Annotated in this window: 15 protein-coding genes; 6 read left to right on the forward strand and 9 right to left on the reverse strand. The window is 67.8% G+C overall.

Annotated features, from left to right (window positions below; genetic code table 11):
- Positions 1 to 21: 21 nt before the first annotated feature.
- The gene (locus Q0741_RS12090; RefSeq protein WP_298233455.1) at positions 22 to 792 is read left to right on the forward strand and encodes a 3-hydroxybutyrate dehydrogenase; all 771 of its coding nucleotides are present in this window, start codon (positions 22 to 24) and stop codon (positions 790 to 792) included.
- Between the two features lie 55 nt (positions 793 to 847).
- Here Q0741_RS12090 and Q0741_RS12095 read toward each other — a convergent pair whose 3' ends face one another.
- Positions 848 to 1,558, reverse strand: a complete 711-nt coding sequence (locus Q0741_RS12095) for an SIMPL domain-containing protein (RefSeq protein ID WP_298233456.1) — start codon at positions 1,556 to 1,558, stop codon at positions 848 to 850.
- 180 nt (positions 1,559 to 1,738) lie between these two features.
- On the opposite strand from Q0741_RS12095, the gene ompR reads away from it, so the two are divergent.
- Positions 1,739 to 2,473 carry a two-component system response regulator OmpR gene (gene ompR, locus Q0741_RS12100; protein WP_028999127.1) on the forward strand — a complete coding sequence of 245 codons (735 nt, stop codon included), beginning with the start codon at positions 1,739 to 1,741 and terminating at the stop codon, positions 2,471 to 2,473.
- Entirely contained in the window at positions 2,445 to 3,920 is a 1,476-nt protein-coding gene (locus Q0741_RS12105) for a sensor histidine kinase (RefSeq protein ID WP_298233457.1), read from the forward strand. The genes ompR and Q0741_RS12105 overlap by 29 nt, the downstream gene beginning before the upstream one ends.
- A 28-nt stretch (positions 3,921 to 3,948) precedes the next feature.
- On the opposite strand, the gene ispF is transcribed toward Q0741_RS12105, so the two are convergent.
- Together ispF and ispD are read right to left on the reverse strand one after the other, a co-directional pair.
- Complete coding sequence (gene ispF / locus Q0741_RS12110) at positions 3,949 to 4,449, reverse strand: 2-C-methyl-D-erythritol 2,4-cyclodiphosphate synthase (protein ID WP_298233458.1); 501 nt, start codon at positions 4,447 to 4,449, stop codon at positions 3,949 to 3,951.
- Entirely contained in the window at positions 4,446 to 5,219 is a 774-nt protein-coding gene (ispD, locus tag Q0741_RS12115) for a 2-C-methyl-D-erythritol 4-phosphate cytidylyltransferase (protein WP_298233459.1), read from the reverse strand. The genes ispF and ispD overlap by 4 nt, the downstream gene beginning before the upstream one ends.
- A 67-nt stretch (positions 5,220 to 5,286) precedes the next feature.
- On the opposite strand from ispD, the gene mfd reads away from it, so the two are divergent.
- The gene (gene mfd, locus Q0741_RS12120; protein WP_298233460.1) at positions 5,287 to 8,733 is read left to right on the forward strand and encodes a transcription-repair coupling factor; all 3,447 of its coding nucleotides are present in this window, start codon (positions 5,287 to 5,289) and stop codon (positions 8,731 to 8,733) included.
- Between the two features lie 51 nt (positions 8,734 to 8,784).
- Entirely contained in the window at positions 8,785 to 9,504 is a 720-nt protein-coding gene (gene serB, locus Q0741_RS12125; RefSeq protein ID WP_298233461.1) for a phosphoserine phosphatase SerB, read from the forward strand.
- Between the two features lie 70 nt (positions 9,505 to 9,574).
- Here the strand turns inward: serB and Q0741_RS12130 are convergent, their stop codons facing one another.
- From Q0741_RS12130 to nirB, 4 genes are all read right to left on the reverse strand, one after another.
- Positions 9,575 to 11,308: a bifunctional protein-serine/threonine kinase/phosphatase gene (locus tag Q0741_RS12130; RefSeq protein WP_298233462.1), complete on the reverse strand. Its 1,734-nt coding sequence runs from the start codon at positions 11,306 to 11,308 to the stop codon at positions 9,575 to 9,577.
- 72 nt (positions 11,309 to 11,380) lie between these two features.
- Positions 11,381 to 12,193, reverse strand: a complete 813-nt coding sequence (locus tag Q0741_RS12135) for a formate/nitrite transporter family protein (RefSeq protein ID WP_298233463.1) — start codon at positions 12,191 to 12,193, stop codon at positions 11,381 to 11,383.
- A 41-nt stretch (positions 12,194 to 12,234) separates the two neighbouring features.
- Complete coding sequence (nirD, locus tag Q0741_RS12140; RefSeq protein WP_298233464.1) at positions 12,235 to 12,570, reverse strand: nitrite reductase small subunit NirD; 336 nt, start codon at positions 12,568 to 12,570, stop codon at positions 12,235 to 12,237.
- 32 nt (positions 12,571 to 12,602) lie between these two features.
- Positions 12,603 to 15,152 (reverse strand): nitrite reductase large subunit NirB, encoded by a 2,550-nt coding sequence (nirB, locus tag Q0741_RS12145; RefSeq protein ID WP_298233465.1) that lies wholly within the window; start codon positions 15,150 to 15,152, stop codon positions 12,603 to 12,605.
- 684 nt (positions 15,153 to 15,836) lie between these two features.
- Here nirB and Q0741_RS12150 point away from each other — a divergent pair.
- Positions 15,837 to 16,319 (forward strand): hypothetical protein, encoded by a 483-nt coding sequence (locus Q0741_RS12150; RefSeq protein WP_298233466.1) that lies wholly within the window; start codon positions 15,837 to 15,839, stop codon positions 16,317 to 16,319.
- Positions 16,320 to 16,337: 18 nt separating this feature from the next.
- Here the strand turns inward: Q0741_RS12150 and asd are convergent, their stop codons facing one another.
- Together asd and hrpA are read right to left on the reverse strand one after the other, a co-directional pair.
- On the reverse strand, positions 16,338 to 17,186 hold the full coding sequence (gene asd, locus Q0741_RS12155; protein ID WP_298233467.1) for an archaetidylserine decarboxylase: 849 nt from the start codon (positions 17,184 to 17,186) through the stop codon (positions 16,338 to 16,340).
- A 79-nt stretch (positions 17,187 to 17,265) separates the two neighbouring features.
- Positions 17,266 to 21,090 (reverse strand): ATP-dependent RNA helicase HrpA, encoded by a 3,825-nt coding sequence (gene hrpA / locus Q0741_RS12160; RefSeq protein WP_298233469.1) that lies wholly within the window; start codon positions 21,088 to 21,090, stop codon positions 17,266 to 17,268.
- Positions 21,091 to 21,155 lie beyond the last annotated feature (65 nt).

Here is a 21,155-nt window from a genome sequence, read left to right on the forward strand (position 1 = left end):
ATCAACCCAAGGAGGCTATTCATGCTCAAGGCAAAGACCGCCCTCGTCACCGGATCCACCAGCGGCATCGGACTGGGCATCGCCAAGTGCCTGGCGCAGCAGGGCGCCAACATCATGCTCAACGGCTTCGGCGACAGCGAGGCGGCGCTGGCCGAGGTGCGCACCCTGGGCACCCGGGTGTCGTACCACGGCGCCGACATGAGCAAGCCTGCGGAGATCGAGGCGATGGTAAGGGCGGCTGAGGCCGAGTTCGGCGCAGTGGACATCCTGGTTAACAACGCCGGCATCCAGCATGTGGCGGCGGTGGAGGATTTCCCAACGGAGAAGTGGGACGCCATCCTGGCCATCAACCTGAGCTCGGCCTTCCACACCACGCGGCTGGCGCTGCCGGGCATGAAGCAGCGCGGCTGGGGCCGCATCATCAACCTCGCCTCCGTGCACGGCCTGGTGGCCTCGGCGCAGAAGTCGGCCTACGTGGCGGCCAAGCACGGGCTGGTGGGCTTCACCAAGTCCGTGGCGCTGGAGACGGCCACCACGCCCGTGACCGTCAACGCCATTTGCCCGGGTTGGGTGCTGACGCCACTGGTGGAAAAGCAGGTGCAGGCCCGCGCACAGGCCGACGGCGTGGACTTCGAGGAGGCCAAGCGTCGCCTGCTGGGCGACAAGCAGCCCTCCATGCAGTTCACCACCGCCGAGCAACTCGGCGAGCTGGCGGTGTTCCTGTGCTCGCGCGCGGCCGACAACATCCGCGGCGTGGCCTTCAATGTCGACGGCGGCTGGGCCGCTCAATAAATGAAGCCGGCGCGCGACGCGCCGGCTCCAAGGCGTCCGGTCCGCCCTTAATCACTCACTCCATCTGGATCGAGCCGGTGACCATGGCGTTGACCTGTCCGCGCCCCGGCTCCACCGGCAGCGCCTCGTCGGCCGCCGACGCGGCCATGGCCTTGGCGCGCAACACCGGCACCGGCGGCATCGGCGCATCGGTGTTGAGCTGCGCCTCGCGCAGGCTCCAGCGGTTGAAGCCGAACTGGCGCGTGACCTCATCGGCGCGCTTCTTGTAGCGCTCGATCGCGCGCGCGCCGACCTCGGACTCAACCTGCTCCCGCGCCTCGCGCGAGAGCGAATAGCCCACTCGCGCGATGCTCATTGTGCTGATGCGCGGCGCCAGTTGCGCGATGACCGTCATGTCGCGGCCCTCCACGGTCAGCTCCGTGCTGCCCTGCCAGCCGCTGATGCCGCCCTTGGGGTTGTAGCGCGGGTAAACCGACAGGTTGCCCGCGCGCACCTCGACCTGCCCGGGCTTGGCCACCTTGCGCGCTTCGGCCAACGCGGCGTCCAGCGCTTGGCGCAGCGCCGACTGCACCACCGAAGCGTCGCTGCCCTCGCGCGTGGTGCTGAAGCTCAGCGTCAGCCAGTCGTTGGGCACGTCCATGCTGGCGGTGGCGCTGAGCGTGAGCACGCGCTGCGGCGCCGGCAGCAGCGGCTGCGACTGCGACTGCGCCAGCGCTGGGCTCAAGGCCACAAGGCACAGCCAGGAGGCGAGGACAAAATCTCTCATCATGTGGGAACACTCCAAGAAAGGGGGTAGAAAATCGCATCGCAGGATGGCGGCACGACACTCTGTAACGCTTCTGGGGCCGTTCCGGAGGCCGAAAGAGTTGTAACAGAGGTGCGAAACGCGCCGAAACCCCAGCGTCAACTTGTTCACAATGCCGCCGTTACAAATAGGGAGTCCGTTATGAACACCCCTGCAAACCCTCGTCCGGACCGTGTCGTCGTTGTCGATGACGACGCCCGCATCCGCGATCTACTGCGCCGCTATCTGACGCAGGAAGGTTTTGAGGTTCTGCTGGCCGAAGACGCCAAAGCGCTCAACCGCGTGCTCACACGCGAAACCATCGACCTCATCGTGCTGGACCTGATGCTGCCCGGTGAGGACGGCTTGTCGATCTGCCGGCGCCTGCGCGCCGCCAACGATTCCACGCCCATCATCATGCTCACCGCCAAGGTGGAGGACGTGGACCGCATCGTCGGCCTGGAAGTCGGCGCCGACGACTACCTTCCTAAACCCTTCAACCCGCGCGAGCTGCTCGCGCGCATCCATGCTGTGCTGCGCCGGCGCCCCGCCCTGGAAGCGCCGGGTGCGCCGTCCAAGGAGCCGCAGGTCGTGAACTTCGGTCCCTTCGAGTTCGACCTCTCGCTGCGCCGCCTCACCAAGGACGGCGAGCAGATGGCGCTGACCACGGGCGAGTTCTCGATGCTCAAGGCGCTGGTGCGACATCCGCGCCAGCCGCTGTCGCGCGACAAGCTGGCGCAGCTGGCGCGGGGCCGCGAGTTTGAGCCCTTCGACCGGAGCCTGGACGTGCAGATCTCGCGCCTGCGCAAGATGATCGAACCCGACCCGGCGCAGCCGCGCTACATCCAGACGGTCTGGGGTGTGGGCTATGTCTTCGTCCCCGATGGCGCAAGCTGACATCGGTCCATCCACGCCCGAGGCCGAGGGCACGACGCGGCAGCCCCCGGCCCCGTCCTCCAAGCAAGACAGCCTGCGCCGCCGCCTGCGCCGGCTGCTGCCGCGAACCACCACTCGGCGCCAGCGCCAGTCCCTGGCGCTGAGCCTGTTCTGGCGCACCTTCTTCCTGTTGGCACTGCTGCTGGGTGGCGGCATCTTCGCCTGGGTGCAGACGCTGCGCGCGCTGGAACTGGAGCCGCGCGCGGTGCAGTCGGCGCAGCAGATCGCCAGCCTCGTCAACCTCTCGCGCGCGGCGCTGCGCTACTCCGACAGTATCCACCGCGTCGCCGTTGTCAAGACGATGAGCGAGGAGGAGGCGGTCAAGGTCCTGCCGCGCGAGCCCGGCCACCGCTGGGAACCCTTCGAAACCGACCGCTTCACGCGCCGCATCGGACGCGAGCTGCGTGCGCGGCTGGACGAGGACACCATCCTTGCCCGCAGCGTCAACGGCGTGGACGGCCTCTGGGTGGGCTTCACCATCGAGAAGGACGCCTACTGGCTGCAGGCCGAGGCCACGCGCGTGTACCCGCTCACCGGCGGCACCTGGTTCGTCTGGGTGGGCATCGCGTTCATCGCCACGCTGCTGGGCTCGGCCGCCATCGCCCGGCTGATCAACCAGCCGCTGCGCGACCTGTCCTTCGCCGCCAGCCGCATCCGCGAGGGCGAGTACGAGTCGCAGCTCGACGAGAACACGCTCACCAGCGAGATCCGCGAGGTGAACATGGGCTTCAACCGCATGGCGCGCGAGCTCGCCAAGGTCGAGGAAGACCGCGCCGTGATGCTCGCCGGCATCTCGCACGACCTGCGCACCCCGCTAGCGCGGTTGCGGCTGGAGGCCGAGATGAGCGTGCAGGACGAGGAAGCGCGCCGCAACATGGCCATGGACATCGACCAGCTCGACGCGATCATCGACAAGTTCATGGACTACGCCCGCCCGGGCGACGCGCCGCTGGTGCCAGTGAACCTGTCGGCGCTGATCGAGCGCGAGGCATCCGCCTTCCGCGACCCCACACAGATCCGCATCAGCGCCCGCGTGGCGATCGACCTGATGGTGCTGGCCGACGACACCGAGCTCGGCCGCGTCTTCGCCAACCTGTTCGAGAACGCGCGCCGCTACGGCCGCAGCGAGGGCGGCGGCCCCGCGCTGGTGATGGTGAGCTACACGCGCAGCGGCCCCTGGGTGATCGTCAGCGTGCGCGACCACGGCCCCGGCGTGCCGCCGGCACGCCTGGCCCAGCTCACCACCCCCTTCTACCGCGGCGACACCGCCCGCACCGCCGCCACCGGTGCCGGCCTGGGCCTGGCGATCGTCGATAAATCGCTGCAGCGCATGGGCGGCCGGCTGGAGTTGGCGAATGCGCCCGAAGGCGGGCTCATCGCGCATGTGCGGCTGAAGCGGGCGCCGTGAGCCCGCACCTGGCGCGCCGGCCCGCGGCTCACGCCGCCCGGCGCCAGGCCTTGCACAGCAGGCACACCGCCCGCGCCTCGATCGCCCGCTTCTCCCCTACCGGTCCCAGCTTCTCCGCCGTCTTGGCCTTGATGTTGACGCGCGCCGGCTCGATCCCGAGCACCTGCGCGATGCGCTCGCGCATGGACTGGATGTGCGGCGCGAGCTTCGGCGCCTGGGCCACGATGGTCGAGTCCACGTTCACGATCTCCCAGCCCTCGGCCCGCACCCGGCGCGCGGCCTCGGCCAGCAGCACGGCGGAATCGGCGCCCTTGAAGGCGGCATCGGTGTCCGGGAAGTGGCGCCCGATGTCGCCCAGCCCCGCCGCGCCCAGCAGCGCGTCGGTGAGCGCGTGCAGCAGCGCATCCGCGTCCGAATGGCCCAGCAGCCCGTGCGTGTGCGGCACGGTGATGCCGCCCAGCACCAGCGGACGGCCCTCCACCAACTGGTGCACATCCCAGCCCTCGCCAATGCGCAGCGCCGGGATCACCGCACGCCTCCGTTCGGCTCGGCGGCGGCAGGCGCCAGGGAAACATTGGATGCGGGCGTCATGGTCTGCAGCAGTCTTTCCGCCAGCCCGAAGTCGGCCGGCCAGGTGAGTTTGAAATTCTCCAGCGCCCCCGGCACCAGCCGCGGGCGCAGGCCCAGCGCCTCGATCGCGCTGGCCTCGTCGGTGACGGCATCGCCCGCCTCGGCCAGCGCGCGGCGCAGCAGCCCGATGCGGAACATCTGCGGTGTCTGCGCCGCCCATTTCGCTTGCCGGTCGATGGTGGCGGCGACACGCCCGTCCTCTTCCTGCTTGAGCGTGTCGGCCACCGGCAGCGCCAGCAGCCCACCCACCTCGTCCTGCTCACAGGACTCGATCAGGTTCACCACCCACTCCGGCCGCACCAGGCAGCGCGCCGCGTCGTGCACCAGCACCCAGTCGTCGGACGCGGCGCCGCGCGCAACCAGTTCTTCCAGCCCGGCCGCCACGGTCGCGGCGCGGGTGGCGCCGCCGCGGCGGGCAGTCCAGATGTGCCTATCGCCGCGCCAGCCCGGCACGGCAGCATCGAAGTGGTCGTCGTCGGGCGCCAGCACCACCAGCGTGGCTGTCAGGCGCGGCACGCGCGAGAGCGCGTGCAGGGTGTGAGACACCAGCGTGCGGCCGGCGATGGAAACGTACTGCTTGGGACGGTCGGCGCCGGAGCGGCTGCCGGTGCCGGCGCAGGGCACGAGCGCATAGCAGCGCGGCGCTGGCCCATGAACGAGGGAGGTCATCGGGTGCGGATTCTAGAATTTGCCCCCCGCCCGCCCGGGCGCGTCCCCTGCTGCAAGCCCCCTCACGATGCAACTGCCCGCCATCGCCCCCGGCAAACGATTCACGCTGCCGCACCCGCCGGGTTCGGCCGACGCGCTGCTGCTGGCACGCCACGCACGCCGGCTCGCCAACGCGAAGCAGCTCCTGGGCATCGTGACCGCCGACCCCGCCGACGCGCCGCGCCTGGCCGACGAACTGGTGTTCTTCGAGCCGGGACTGCGCGTCGCCGTGTTTCCGGACTGGGAAACGCTGCCCTACGACAGCTTCAGCCCGCACCAGGACCTGATCTCCGAGCGTCTGGCCACGCTCTGGCGCATCCTGCAGAAGGACGTGGACGTGGTGCTGCTGCCCGCCACCACCGCGCTGGCCCGCCTCGCGCCGCCCTCCTTCCTGGCCGCCTACACCTTCCACTTCAAGCAGAAGCAGAAGCTCGACGAGGCCTCCCTCAAGGCGCAACTCACGCTGGCGGGCTACCAGCACGTCAGCCAGGTGGTGTCACCGGGCGAGTACGCCGTGCGCGGCGGCCTCATCGACCTCTTCCCCATGGGCTCGGCCGTGCCCTACCGCGTGGACCTGTTCGGCGACGAGGTGGACTCCATCCGCACCTTCGACCCCGACAGCCAGCGCAGCCTCTACCCCGTGCCGGAAGTGCGGCTGCTGCCCGGGCGCGAGTTCCCGATGGACGAGGCCGCGCGCACCGCCTTCCGCGCCCGCTGGCGCGAGCGGCTGGAAGGCGACCCCACGCGCTCGCGCATCTACAAGGACATCGCCGCCGGCGTCGCCAGTGCCGGCATCGAGTACTGGCTGCCGCTGTTCTTCGACCAGGTCGCCGACATCTTCGAGTACCTGGGCGCCCAGGCCGCGCTGGTGCTGCACGGCGAGGTCGATGCCGCGCTGCAGCGCTTCTGGACCGACACCCGCGAGCGCCACCGCTTCCTGCAGCACGACGCCGAGCGCCCGCTGCTGCCGCCCGAAACCCTCTTCCTGCGCGTCGAAGATTTTTATGGCCGCGCCAACACGCACGCCACGCTGGCGCTGCGCGGCACGGAGGAAACCGACTGGGCCCGCCCGGCTCCCGACGTTAGCGTGGACCGCGGCGCGACGGAGCCGCTGGCGCGGCTCGAAGCCCACCTGCGCGAAACCGGCGCGCGCGTGCTGCTGGTGGCCGAGAGCGAGGGCCGGCGCGAAAGCCTGCTGGACCTGCTGCGCGACCACCGCATCGACGTGCCCAGCGTCGCCACGCTGGCCGAGTTCGAGGCCGGCGACGAAAAAGTCGCCATCACCGCCGCGCCGCTGGCCGCCGGCTTCTTCTGGCACGAGCCGGCCGAGGGGCGGCAGCTGGAGTTCCTGACCGAGACCGAGCTCTTCGCCGCCGCGGGCGGCGGGGCACGGCGCCGGCGCAAGCAGGAGCAGGTCAGCAACGTCGATACCCTCATCAAGGACCTCTCCGAGCTCAAGGTCGGCGATCCGGTGGTGCATATGAGCCACGGCATCGGGCGCTACCAGGGGCTGCTGAACATCGACCTGGGCGACGGCCCCTCGGAGTTCCTGCACCTGGAGTACGCGGACAAGGCCACGCTGTACGTGCCGGTGTCGCAGTTGCAGCTGATCAGCCGCTACACCGGCGTGAGCCCGGACGAGGCGCCGCTGCACAAGCTGGGATCGAACCAGTGGGACAAGGCCAAGCGCAAGGCCGCCGAGCAGGTGCGCGACACCGCTGCCGAGCTGCTCAACCTCTACGCCCGCCGCGCCGCGCGCGAGGGCCACGCCTTCCGCTTTTCGCCGCACGACTACGAGGCCTTCGCCGCCAGCTTCGGCTTCGAGGAGACGCCGGACCAGCGCGCCGCCATCCATGCGGTGATCCAGGACCTGATCTCGCCGAAGCCGATGGACCGCCTGGTGTGCGGCGACGTGGGCTTCGGCAAGACCGAAGTGGCGCTGCGCGCCGCCTTCGTGGCCGTCACCGGCGGCAAGCAGGTCGCGCTGCTGGCGCCCACCACGCTGCTGGCCGAACAGCACTACCAGAACATCAGCGACCGCTTCGGCAAGTGGCCGGTGCGCGTGGCGGAGATGAGCCGCTTCCGCTCCGCCAAGGAGATCAAGGCGGCGATGGCGGGCCTGGCCGACGGCACCATCGACATCGTCATCGGCACCCACAAGCTGCTGAGCGCCGATGTGAAGTTCAAGCGCCTGGGCTTGTTGATCATCGACGAGGAGCACCGCTTCGGCGTGCGCCACAAGGAGGCGATGAAGGCCATGCGCGCCGAGGTGGACGTGCTCACGCTCACCGCCACACCGATCCCGCGCACGCTGGGCATGGCGCTGGAGGGATTGCGTGACCTGTCCGTCATCGCCACGGCGCCGCAGCGGCGGCTCGCGATCAAAACCTTCGTGCGCGGCGAGAGCCAGGGCGTGATCCGCGAGGCGGTGCTGCGCGAGCTCAAGCGCGGCGGGCAGGTGTACTTCCTGCACAACGAGGTCGAAACCATCGAGGCGCGCCGCGCCAAGCTGGCCGAACTGCTGCCCGAGGCGCGCATCGCCGTGGCGCACGGCCAGATGCCCGAGCGCGAGCTGGAGCGCGTGATGCGCGACTTCGTGGCTCAGCGCCACAACCTGCTGCTGTGCTCGACCATCATCGAGACCGGTATCGACGTGCCCAGCGCCAACACCATCGTCATCAGCCGCGCCGACAAGTTCGGCCTGGCGCAACTGCACCAGCTGCGCGGGCGCGTGGGCCGCAGCCACCACCAGGCCTATGCCTACCTACTGGTGCCCGACGTGGAAGGCCTGACCAAGCAGGCCGCGCAGCGCCTGGAGGCGATCCAGGCCATGGAGGAGTTGGGCAGCGGTTTCTACCTCGCCATGCACGACCTGGAGATCCGCGGCGCCGGCGAGGTGCTGGGCGAGAACCAGAGCGGGAACATGCAGGAGGTGGGATTCCAGCTCTACAACGACATGCTGTCCGAGGCGGTGAAGGCGCTGAAGGCCGGGCGCGAGCCGGACCTGCTCAGCCCCTTCGGCGCCACCACCGAGATCAACCTGCACGCTCCCGCGCTGCTGCCGGACAGCTACTGCGGCGACGTGCACACGCGGCTGAACCTTTACAAGCGCCTGGCCACCGCGGAGAAGGCCGAGGCCATCGACACGCTGCTGGAAGAGGTGACGGACCGCTTCGGCAAGCTCCCGCCGCAGGGCCAGACCCTGTTCGACACGCACCGCCTGCGCGTGCTGGCTAAACCCTACGGCGTGCTGAAGATCGACGCCGCGCCGGCGGCGATGGTGATCAGCTTCCGGCCGGATGCGCCCATCGATCCCATGCGGATCATCGAACTGGTGCAGAAGAACCGGCACATCAAGCTGGCGGGCAACGACAAGCTGCGCATCGAGCGCGCCACGCCCGAGCCGCGCGACCGCGCGCAGTTCATCCGCGACGTGCTGCGCTCGCTGGGAACGCCGGTGCGGGCAGAGGCGTGAGCGGGGCAGCCCGGATAATCACGGGTTTTGCCTGACCGACGCTCCGCCTCCATGTCCTCCGCTCCCCTTGCCTTCGCCCCCGGCCTCACTGTCCGCGGCTTCGCGCCGCCGCTGCAGCTGCGCGACTTCGGCCTGATCGCCTTCGACATGGACTCGACGCTGATCAACATCGAGTGCATCGACGAGGTCGCCGACGCCGCCGGGCGCAAGGCCGAGGTGGCGGCCATCACCGAGGCCTCCATGCGTGGCGAGATCACCGACTTCAAGGAAAGCCTGCGCCGCCGCGTCGCCATGCTCCAGGGCGTGCCTGAAGGGTTCCTGCACGAGGTGTTCGAGCAGCGCCTGAAGCCCAACCCCGGCGCCAAGGCGCTCATCGACGCCTGCCGCGCCGCGGGACTGAAGACGCTGCTCGTCTCCGGCGGCTTCACCTTCTTCGCCGAGCGCGTGTGTTCGCTGCTGGGCATCGACGACGCGCGCTCCAACGTGCTGGAGATCGTGGACGGCCACCTCACCGGGCGCCTGGTGGACCAGGACTGGGGCGACATCTGCGACGGCGCCGAGAAGCGCCGCATGCTGCTGGCCACCTGCGAGCGGCTGGGCATCCCGCCCTCGCGCGCCATCGCCATGGGCGACGGTGCCAACGACCTGCCCATGATGGGCGCCGCCGGCCTGTCGGTGGCCTACCACGCCAAGCCCAAGGTGCGCGAGCAGGCCATGGTCTCCATCGAGGAAGGCGGCCTGGACCGTCTGCTGGAGGTGGTGCGGCCCTGAAAACGGCGGCGAAATGATCCGCCCCTGCGATGCGGGACAGGACCGCGCGCCCCGACATGGCGGGTGCGGCTCAACGCATACCCACCTGCGCCACTGAAACCCCCACCAGCGCCACGAACAGCAGCAGCGACACCCCTTTCCAGAACGCCACCGGATGCCGCTCGATCAGCGCCGGCCGGCGCTGGTGCAGGAATTCCGGGCTGGGGTGGTGCAGGTCGTGCACGAATTCGTCCACGTCGCCCTGGCGCTGCGCCGGGTCGGGTTGCACCGCCTTGCGGATCGCCTCATCGATCCATGCCGGCAACTCGGGCCGGATTTCCCGCAGCGGGGCATAGACCAGTTTCTTCTGCGCCGCGCGGTTGCGTGTCTTGGCAACCTCCAGCCCGTAAGGCAATCGCCCGCTCAGCATCTGGTAGGTAAGTACGGCCAGGGAAAACAGGTCCGCGCGCGGCGTGCCCTCTTCCCCCAGGAAATATTCGGGTGCCGTGTATTGGGCGGTACCCGGAACCTCATGGCCGCGGGCCGACGCGCCTCCATCCACGATGCCCGCCACCCGCGCCGCGCCGAAATCGATGATCTTCACCGTGCCCGTGGCGTCGATCAGCACGTTTTCCGGCCTCAAATCCTGGTGCAGCATTTCCAGCCGATGAAAGGCCCGTAGCCCCCGGGCGATTTGCGCCACCAGGGCGCGCACGGTATCCAGCTCCGGCCGCGGGTGGTCGATCATCCACTGCGCCAGCGTGCAGCCCTCCACATATTCCATCGCCACGAACAGGTGCCGGCGTGGACGCGTCATGGCGCAAGGCTTCAATACATGGGCGCTGTGGATGCGGCGGGCGATCCATTCTTCGAGCAGAAAGCGCTCCCTGTAGGCCGGGTCGGACTGCAGGTCGATGGATGGGGTTTTGAGCGCCACCAGCGCCTGGGTTTGCTCGTCCTGCGCCAGGTAGATATGGCTGCGGCTGCTGCCGTGGATTTCGCGCAGGATGCGATAGCCGTCCAGCACCATGCGCGGCTCCATTATCGGCGGGGCTGGCAATTCCACCGCCTGCTGCCGCAGGTCGCCAGCCTGCGGATCGGGCAATTGCTCCACCCGCAGCAGCTGCACCGTCAGATTGTCCGGGCTTCCGCGCCGGTGCGCTTCTTCAGCCATATGCCGGGCTGCCACGTCCAAGCTGGGAGCGGCGGCCACGGCCGCCAGGATGAATTCCGGCGCCACGTGCTCGTAAACGCCATCGGTGGCCAGCAGAAAGGTATCGCCCGGCTCCAGCGAGAAGCTGCGGTAATCCACCTCCAGGTATCCACCGATGCCCAGCGCCCGGCCCAGATAACTCTCCTGGGAAGAAATACGAACCCGGTGGTCCTGCGTCAACTGCTCCAGCGCCTGGGCGTGCATTTTATAAACGCGGCAGTCGCCGACGTGGAACAGGTGTGCCGTGGTGGATTTCAGAACCAGCGCGCTCAGCGTGCAGACATGGCCGCGGTCCTTGTCGTAGCGACCCTGCCCTTGCTGGGTCTGCGCGTAAAGCCAGGAATTGGTGGCGGCCAGCACGCGCTCCACCGAGGTTTTGACGGACCAGGCGTCGGCCGTGCAGTAATAGTCCTCCAGCAGGCTGCGCACCGCCGTCTGGCTGGCCACCTGGCTGAATTCGCTGCTGCTGATGCCGTCGGCAATCGCCACCACCACGCCCTTGCTCGCCCGCTGCGGCTCGCGCGGCAGGCAGGCGCCGTGAAAATCCTGGTTCGTGGGCTTGCGGCCTTTGTCCGAATACTGGCCGATGGCGACCTGGAGTTGTGCTTGCATAAAAAACAGCCTCAACCCGGAGCGGGCTGAGGCTTCATGCGTGGGGTGCGGAATATTTCTTCTGATGAGCGATCAAGCCAGCTTGCGCTTCGGAGCGGTTTTGATGTGGGTGGCGTACAGCGTCAAGCCGGTGAAGGCCAGGCCGCCCACCATGTTGCCCAGCACGGTGGGAATCTCGTTCCAGATCAGATAATCCATGATCGAGAAATTACCACCCAGCAGCAGCCCCGTGGGGAACAGGAACATGTTCACCACCGAATGCTCAAAAGCCATGGCGAAGAACAGCATGATGGGCATCCACATCGCGATGACCTTGCCGCCCACGGTGGTGGAAATCATGGCGCCGACCACGCCGGTGGACACCATCCAGTTGCACAGCATGCCGCGCACGAAAAGCGTCAGCATGCCCCAAAAGCCGTACTGGGCATAACCCAGCGTGCGAGATTCGCCGATCACGCCAATGGTGTGGCCCACCTTGCTGGGCTCAGTCTGGAAACCGTTGGTGAAGACGATGGACATCAGCACCGCCACGGTCAACGCTCCCAGGAAATTCCCCAGGAACACGATGCCCCAGTTCTTGAGCACACCTTTGAGCGTGACCCCCGGCCGCTTGTCGATCAGTGCCAGCGGCGTGAGCACGAACACACCGGTGAGCAGGTCGAAACCCAGCAGGTACAGCATGCAAAAACCCACCGGGAACAGCATGGCGCCGAAAATCGGCGAACCCGTCTGCACCGACACGGTCACGGCAAACACCGCCGCCAGCGCCAGGATGGCGCCGGCCATGTAGGCCCGGATCAGTGCATCACGCGTCGCCATGTGAATCTTGGATTCACCGGCATCGACCATCTTGGTCACGAATTCAGAAGGGACGAGATAAGCCACGGTACTTCCTCAGGTCGTTCAATGATTCTCAAAGTACCGGCTCAGGCGCCGATGCAGACCATGTCGCCCTGCAGGCGCACGGGATAGCTCTTCACAGAGTTTTCGGGCGCCTCCAGGCATTCGCCGGTGGCGAGGTCGAAATGCTGCTTGTAGATGGGCGAGGCCACGACGATGCGCGCCCCCAAGTTGCCCACCAGCCCACGCGATAACACGCTAGCCTGGGAATTGGGATCGAAGTTGTCGATGGCGTAGAGGCGTTGCACGTCGTCCTCGACGCGGAATACGGCCACGTGCCGCTCGCGCACCAGGGCACAGACGCCGGTATTGGGCACGATGTCCTCGACGGCACACACGGGGGTCCAGGTGGTATTTTCCATGTCGTGTTTCCTCAATTATTCGGATTCGTGGCTCAAGCCGTCTCGCTCGCCGCGGCATTTTCGGAGCGGTTGGACAACTGCTCCCATTTCTCCTCCGGGGTGGCCGGGCGGATCTGGCCGCGCTCCTGGATGAAAATCACGTTGCGGTCCCCCTGGTCGCTGTTGACGAACTGGCGGAAACGCTTGCGGGTTTCGGGCGTGGTGACCGCACTCTTCCATTCGCACTGGTAGGTATTCACCACGTGCTGCATGTCGGCTTCCAGTTCCGCGGCAATACCCAGCTTGTCGTGGAGCACGACCTGCTTCAGATAATCCAGCCCGCCTTCGAGGTTGTCACGCCACACGCTGGTGCGCTGCAGCCGGTCCGCGGTGCGCACGTAGAACATCAGGAAACGGTCGATGGTGCGGATCAAATCGGCCTTGGACAAATCGGAGTCCAGCAATTCGGCGTGACGCGGCTTCATGCCACCGTTGCCGCACACATAAAGGTTCCAGCCCTTTTCCGTGGCGATCACGCCCACGTCCTTGCCCTGGGCCTCGGCGCATTCACGCGTGCAGCCCGAAACCCCAAACTTGATCTTGTGCGGCGCACGCAACCCTTTGTACCGATTCTCAAGCTCCACAGCCAGGCCGACGCTGTCGTCCACGCCATAACGGCACCAGGTCGAGCCTACGCAAGATTTCACCGTGCGCAGCGACTTGCCATAGGCATGGCCGGATTCGAAGCCGGCGGCAATCAGTTCTTCCCAGATCAGCGGCAACTGCTCGATGCGGGCACCAAACAGGTCCACGCGCTGGCCGCCGGTGATCTTGGTGTAGAGGCCGTATTTCTTTGCCACCTGTCCCACGGCAATCAGGCCGTCCGGCGTGACTTCGCCGCCAGCCATGCGTGGCACGACGGAATACGTACCGTCCTTCTGGATGTTGCCCAGGAAATAGTCGTTGGAATCCTGAAGGCTGGCGTGCTCCTTCTTCAGCACGAATTCGTTCCAGACCGAGGCGAAAATGCTGCCGGCCACCGGCTTGCAAATGTCGCAACCCAGTCCCTGGCCATGCTTGTCCAGCAGTTCCTCAAAGGTCCTGATCTTGCCGACCTTGATGAGGTGGAACAACTCCTGGCGCGAATAGGCAAAGTGCTCGCACAGGTGGTTGTTCACCGCCATGCCGAGTTTCTTCATCTCGGCTTTCATCACCTGCGTTACCAGCGGCACGCAACCGCCGCAGGTCATGCCAGCCTTGGTGCAGCTTTTCAACTCGCCGATGCTGTTCACGCCCCTGGCCACGGCCTGGCACAGCATGGCCTTGGTCACGCTGTTGCACGAGCAGATCTGCGCGGAATCCGGCAACGCATCCGCGCCCAAGCTGGGTTTGGCTTGACCGTCGGACTGCGGCAGGATCAGGAATTCCGGGTCCTTGGGCAATTCGATGCGGTTGAGCATCATCTGCAGCAGGGTGCCGTATTCGGCGGCATCGCCCACCAGCACCGCACCCAGCAGTTGCTTGCCGTCCTCCGACACGACGATTTTCTTGTAGACCTGCTTGCGCTCGTCGGTGAATTGGTAGGCGCGGCTGTTCTTCGTATTGCCCAGGGCGTCTCCCACGCTGGCGACGTCCACGCCCATGAGTTTCAGCTTGGTGCTCAGATCGGCGCCGTTGAAATCAGCCGCCTCGCCGGCCAGCGTTTTCGCGACCACGCGCGCCATGTCGTAGCCCGGGGCCACCAGGCCGAAGACCTGGCCGTTCCAGGAGGCACATTCGCCGATGGCGAAAACGTCCGCGTCGCTGGTGCGGCACTGGTTGTCGATCACGATGCCGCCGCGCGCACCGATATTCAGCCCGCACTGGCGCGCCAACTCGTCACGCGGACGGATGCCGGCGGAAAACACGATCATGTCGGTTTCCAGGTGCGTGCCGTCGGCAAACACCATGCGGTGCCGGGCGTCTTCGCCGGCGATGATTTCCACCGTGCTTTTCTGGGTGTGCACCTGCACACCCAAATCCTCGATCTTGCTGCGCAGCACGCGTCCGCCGACGTCGTCCACCTGCACCGCCATCAGGCGCGGCGCGAATTCGACCACGTGCGTCTGCAGTTTCATGTCGCGCAGGGCCTTGGCGCATTCCAGGCCCAGCAAACCACCGCCCACCACCACGCCGCTCGCGGAGCGGCGGCCGCATTCGAGCATCGCCTCCAGGTCCTCGATGGTGCGGTAGACGAAGCAATCCTCGCGCTCCTTGCCCGGAATGGGTGGCACGAAGGGATAGGAGCCGGTGGCGATGACGAGTTTGTCGTAGGGCAGCACGTCGCCGCTGGACACTGTCACCGTCTTGTTTTCGCGGTCGATGGCGGTGGCGCGGGCATTGAGCTTGAGCAGCAGGTTGTCGCGGTCGAAGAAGCCGGGGGGCACCAGCGACAAATCCTCCGCGGCCTTGCCGGTGAAGAATTCGGACAGGTGCACGCGGTCATAAGCCGGACGCGGCTCCTCGCACAGCACGGTGATTTCCGCGTGGTGAATGCCGGCGTCGAACAGGCTCTCCAGGAATTTCTGTCCCACCATGCCGTGGCCGATAACGAGGATCTTCATGGGCTTCTCGATGCGAGGGTTTCAAGTGCACCCGCCCGGGGCGGGCACTGCGAAAAGGAAATAAAGCCCCGGGCGCACCCAGTTCCGCAAACAGGCCATGCAGCGGCCTGACAACCCATGCGGCCGGTCATGCAGGGAATTGGGGGGTTCGGGGATTGCAATGCCTCGCGTCGTCGTGACGCTGCGGCAGGCGCACGTCGTTGTGGCCTGGGGACTGGCCGGCTGGAAAATGCCGCGCCCCGGTGCATTGCGTTGAGAGTGCTCAACCTTTCGCAATAGCCATGCCAATAGGATTCAAGGGGGAGAACCCTAGGAAATTGGCCTCAAGTGCACCAATGCTGCCCGCGGCGCACCAATGCGACGCAAGCGGCGCCCGCGCAGTCGGCGGGGCACGCACGAACATGGCGCCGTGCGCTTGGTCGCAACCGAAGACGCCGCACCCGCGCACCGGGCTCTTCTCGAAGAGCGCTGGCCGGCCCTGCTCGGGAGGTTATCGAAGGCGCCGAATCGTGGAATCCGTCACGTTCTGACGGTGAGGGTCTGTATAAAACCGAAAGATTCGTTCCCGAAAAACTTTGTGAGAATCGGGAGCTCGTCCCGTTGGTCCGACCCTTCATTTGCTTGCCGGCAGGTCATGCGCGCAAAGGCTCTTTTCGCATTTCGCAGCGGAGGCCCGTCATTTCCATGAGCCAAAAACATCGGCCCTTCCTTCTGCGGGATCTGCACTTTCCCAAGTACCTGTGGGCCCTCACGGCGGTGTACGGCCTGGCCACCTTCGGGCACTGCGTGCACAACGCCGAGTTCCTGGCCTATTACCCGAACATGCCGGAGGGGATGACGCACGAGGTCGTCTATCTGGCGTGGATGGGACTGAGCGTGGTCGGGCTGGCCGTCGTGCCCTTTTACATGCTGGACCTGGGCGTGATGGCGGCCTTCGTCCTGGCGCTGTACGGCCTGCTGGGGCTGTCGGGCCTGGGGCACTATTCCCTGGGCGCGCTGGAGGAGCACACGCTGGTGGCCAACCTGCTGATCATGTTCCAGGGACTCAGCGGCCTGGCGCTGGCCGTCCGTGCGATGCGAGAAACCATCAAGCAGGCGCACCGGCACGCGCACCGCGGCGCCTACGGCACGCCGGTCGAACACGACCCCCGGCTGTCCAACCGCTGACCGGGGCCCGCGTGGGCCTCAGCGCCGAGCCGCCATCGGCTCGCCCAGCTTGATGAAGTGCAGCGGCTTCCAGCTGGGATTCCATTTCAGCCCGCGCTGCGGGAACAGCATCACCACGGTGGAGCCGAGCAGGAAGCGGCCCATTTCCTGACCCTGCCGGAGCTCGATGGGCTCGCCGTCGCGGTAGCTCCATTCACGCACCTGGTCTGGGCGCGGCGGGTTGACCACGCCGTGCCACACGGTGGCCATGCTGCCCACGATGGTGGCGCCCACCAGCACCAGCACCCACGGGCCGTGCGCGCCCTCGAACACGCACACCACGCGCTCGTTGCGCGCGAACAGCCCGGGCACGCCGCGCGCGGTCACCGGGTTGACGGAGAAGAGGTCGCCGGGCACGTGGACCATGCGCACCAGGCGCCCGTCGCAGGGCATGTGGATGCGGTGATAGTCCTTGGGGCTGAGGTACAGGGTGGCGAAGCTGCCGTTCTCGAAGGTCCGCGCCAGCGCCGCGTCGCCGCCCACCAGGGCCGTGGCGCTGTACTCGTGGCCCTTGGCCTGGAAGATCTGGCCCTGGTTGATGTCGCCGAACTGGCTCACCGCGCCGTCCACCGGGCAAATCAGGTCCGCCACCGCCAGCGGCCGCGCGCCGGGCTTCAGGGGCCGGGTGAAGAACTCGTTGAAGCTGCGGTAGCTGGCGATGTCGGGGTTGACCGCCTCGGACATGTCCACGCCGTAGCGCTTGACGAACCAGCGAATGATCCGCGTGGTCGCCGCTCCGCCCTCCCACGAGGCAACCCGCCCTCCGAACACGGTCATCGCGCGCTTGGGCAGCAGGTACTGAACGAGGACGGAGAGGCGGTCGATCAAGGCAATGGTCCGTTGGCGGGCAAACCGGAAAGTGTAGCGAGGGGTTTCGGCTGGCCTGGGAGCAGGCTTCAGGCCTGCCTCAGCTCGACAGCTGCCCCCACGCCTTGTCCAGCCGCTTCACGCTCACCGGCTGCGGCGTGCGCAGCTCCTGGGCGAAGAAGCTCACGCGCAGTTCCTCCAGCAGCCAACGGTATTCGTCCAGCCGCGCGTCGTGCTGGCCCTTCAGCTCGGCCAAGCGGCGCAGGTAGCGCTGCTCCAGCGGGCGCAGCTCCGACAGGCGCTGCGCGTCGCGCGCGGGATCGGCGCGCCACTTGTCCAGCCGCAGCACCACGGCTTTCAAATAGCGCGGCAGGTGCTGCAGCGCCGTCCAGGGCGTGCGCGCGATGAAGCGTTTATCGACCAGCCGCTGCAGCTGCGCCTGGATGTCGTCCGCCGCTTCCTTGGGCAGGTTGCGCGCGTCCTTGAGTTTGCGCAGGGCGGCGGCGTACTCGGCCAGCACCAGGCCGGCCTGGCGGGCGACTTCCTGAGCGATGAGGTTCAAGCGGCTGCGGCCCTCGTCGATGCGCCGTTTGAAACTCGCTTCGTCGGTGGGCAGCGGCTCGCCCAGGAAGGCACGGTCCAGCGCCACGTCGATGATCTGCGCGCGCAGCTCTTCCTGCGTGCCCAGCGGCATGAACTGGACCGCCATCTTCTGCAGGTCCGGGATGTTCTTCTCCAGGTATTTCAAGGGCTCGCGGATCTGCAGCGCCACCAGCCGGCGCAGCCCGGCGCGGTGCCTGGCCGCCGCGACCTCGGGCTCGTCGAACACCTCGATCTCGACGTGCGCGCCCTTGTCGATCAGCGCCGGGAAGCCCACCAGCGTCTGGCCGCCCTTTTTCAACTCCATCAGCTCGGGCAGCTCGCCGAAGGTCCAGGCGGTGTAGCTCGCGGGCGTGGCCGGCGCGGCCTCGGCCGCCGGTGCCTTGGCGGACTGGCGCTCGACGCGCAGCGCCTGGCCCTGGTTCGCCGCCGGCGCGGGCGCCGGTGCCCCGGCGGCCGGCTCCGACACCTTCTGCACCTTCAGCGCCGCGAGCTTCTGGAAAGCCGAGCGCGCCTGGCCGCCCAGCTCCGCCTTGAGCGTGGGCAAGTGCCGCCCCATGCCGAGCTGGCGCCCGTGCTCGTCCACGACCTTGAAGTTCATGAACAGGTGCGGGCTGAGCATGTCCAGCTTGAAGTCCGCGCGCTGCACGGCCAGCTGGGTGCGCTCGCGCACGAATTTCAGCAGCGCCTCGGTCAGGCCGCCCTGCGCGAAAGGCGTGAGCTCCACGAACTCCGCCGCGGCTTCGGGCAGCGGCACCAGCCGCGCGCGCGGGCGCTGTGGCAGGCTCTTGAGCAGCGCCTGCACCTTGGCCGGCAGCATGCCGGGCACGAGCCACTCGCAACGGTCCTCGCTGACCTGGTTGAGCGCGTAGATGGGCACCGTCACCGTCACGCCGTCGCGCGGGTCGCCGGGCTCGTGCAGGTAGGCCGCGGCGCAGTCGATGCCGCCCAGGCGGATCACCTTCGGGAAGGCTTCGCTGGTGACGCCGGCGGCCTCATGCCGCATCAGCTCTTCCTTGCTGATCTGCAGCAGCTTCGGATCGGCCCGGCCCGCGTGGCGGAACCAGCGCTCGAAGCTGGCGCCGCTGTGCACGTCGGCGGGCAGGTGCCGGTCGTAGAAGGCGTAGATCAGCTCCTCGTCCACCAGCACGTCCTGGCGCCGCGACTTGTGCTCCAGCTCCTGCACCTGGCGCACCATCTTCTGGTTGTGGGCCAGGAACGGGAGCTTCGTGTCCCACTCCCCCGCCACCAGCGCCTGGCGAATAAAAATCTCGCGCGCGCCCATCGGGTCCAGCTTGGCGTAGTTCACGCGCCGGTTGTGGTAGACGACGATGCCGTAGAGCGTGGCGCGCTCCAGCGCCACCACCTCGGCGGCCTTCTTCTCCCAGTGCGGGTCCAGCAGCTGCGTCTTGAGCAGGTGCCCGGCGATGCCCGGAATCCACTGCGGCTCGATGGCGGCAATGCCGCGGCCGAACAGCCGCGTGGTCTCGACCAGCTCCGCCGCGACGATCCAGCGCCCGGGCTTCTTGCTCAGGTGCGCGCCCGGATGGCGCCAGAACTTGATGCCGCGCGCGCCCAGGTACCAGTCGTCCTCGTCGCTCTTGAGGCCGATGTTGCCCAGCAGCCCGGCCAGCATGGACAGGTGCACCTGCTCGTAGGTCGCGGGCCCGTCGTTGAGCCGCCAGCCGTGCTCGGCCACCACCGTGTGCAGCTGCGAGTGGATGTCGCGCCACTCACGCACGCGGCGCGGGCTGATGAAGTTCTCCCGCAGCAGCGCCTCGTGCTTGCGCGCCGAAAGCCGGTGCGCCGTGCCGTCGCCGCCGCGCGAGGTCTCCAGCCACTTCCACAACTTCAGGTAGCCGTTGAACTCGGACTTCTCGTCGTCGAAGGGCTTGTGGCGCTGGTCCGCGGTCTGCTGCTGCTCCAGCGGGCGGTCGCGCACGTCCTGCACGCTCAGCGCGCTGGCGATCACCAGCACTTCCGTCAGGGCGTGGCGCTGGCGCGCCTCGATGATCATGCGGCCGATGCGCGGGTCCAGCGGCAGCTTGGACAGCTCGTGGCCGATGGGCGTGAGCTCGTTGCGGTCGTCCACCGCGCCCAGCTCGGCCAACAGCGCGTAGCCGTCGGCGATGGCCTTGCGCGGCGGCGGCTCCAGGAACGGGAAATCCTCCACCGTGCCCAGGTGCAGGCTCTTCATGCGCAGGATCACCCCGGCCAGCGAGCTGCGCAGGATCTCCGGATCGGTGAAGCGCGGCCGGCCGGCGAAGTCGGCTTCGTCGTAGAGCCGGATGCACACGCCGTTGGACACGCGCCCGCAGCGGCCGGCGCGCTGGTTGGCGGCCGCCTGGCTCACCGGCTCGATCTGCAGCTGCTCGACCTTGTTGCGGTAGCTGTAGCGCTTGACCCGCGCCAGGCCCGAGTCCACGACGTAGCGGATGCCGGGCACGGTCAGCGAGGTCTCGGCCACGTTGGTGGCCAACACGATGCGCGGGCGCGCGCCGGTCTCGAACACGCGGTCCTGCTCCTGCTGCGACAGCCGCGCGAACAGCGGCAGGATCTCGACGCCGGGTGGATGGTGCTTGCGCAGGTGCTCCGCGGCCTCGCGGATCTCGCGCTCGCCGGGCAGGAACACCAGCACGTCGCCCGGGCCCTGGCGCCAGAGCTCGTCCACCGCGTCGGCGATGGCGTCGTTGAGGTCGAAGTCCTTGCCGTCCTCGAAGGGCCGCCAGCGCTGCTCCACCGGGTACAGGCGGCCGGAGACGTGGATCACCGGCGCCGGCCCCTTGGCCGATTCGAAGTGCTTGGCGAAGCGCTCGGCGTCAATGGTGGCCGAGGTGACGATGATCTTGAGATCGGGCCGCCGCGGCAGCAGTTGGCGCAGGTAGCCCAGCAGGAAGTCGATGTTGAGGCTGCGCTCGTGGGCCTCGTCGATGATCAGCGTGTCGTAGGCGCGCAGGTCCGGGTCGCCCTGGGTCTCCGCCAGCAGGATGCCGTCGGTCATCAGCTTCACCGAGGCGCCGGGCTGCAGCCGGTCCTGGAAGCGGACCTTGTAGCCCACCACGTCGCCCAGCGGCGAGTTCAGTTCCTGCGCGATGCGCTTGGCCACGCTGGAGGCGGCGATGCGCCGCGGCTGCGTGTGGCCGATGAGCCGCCCGCCGTTGCCCCGGCCGCGGCCCAGGGCCAGCGCGATCTTGGGCAATTGGGTCGTCTTGCCCGAGCCGGTCTCGCCGCTGACGATGATCACCTGGTGCTCGCGCATCGCGCGCGCGATCTCGTCGCGCCGGGCGCTGACGGGCAGGCTCTCCGGGAAGGTGATGGGCGGGATCGGCGTGGCCGGGCGTGGGGCGGCCGGGGCGCGGGCGGCGCCGGGCGCCGCTTCGCCGCGGCGGG

The organism is uncultured Azohydromonas sp. (assembly GCF_937926365.1).
In the GTDB taxonomy this organism is placed as follows: domain Bacteria; phylum Pseudomonadota; class Gammaproteobacteria; order Burkholderiales; family Burkholderiaceae_C; genus Azohydromonas.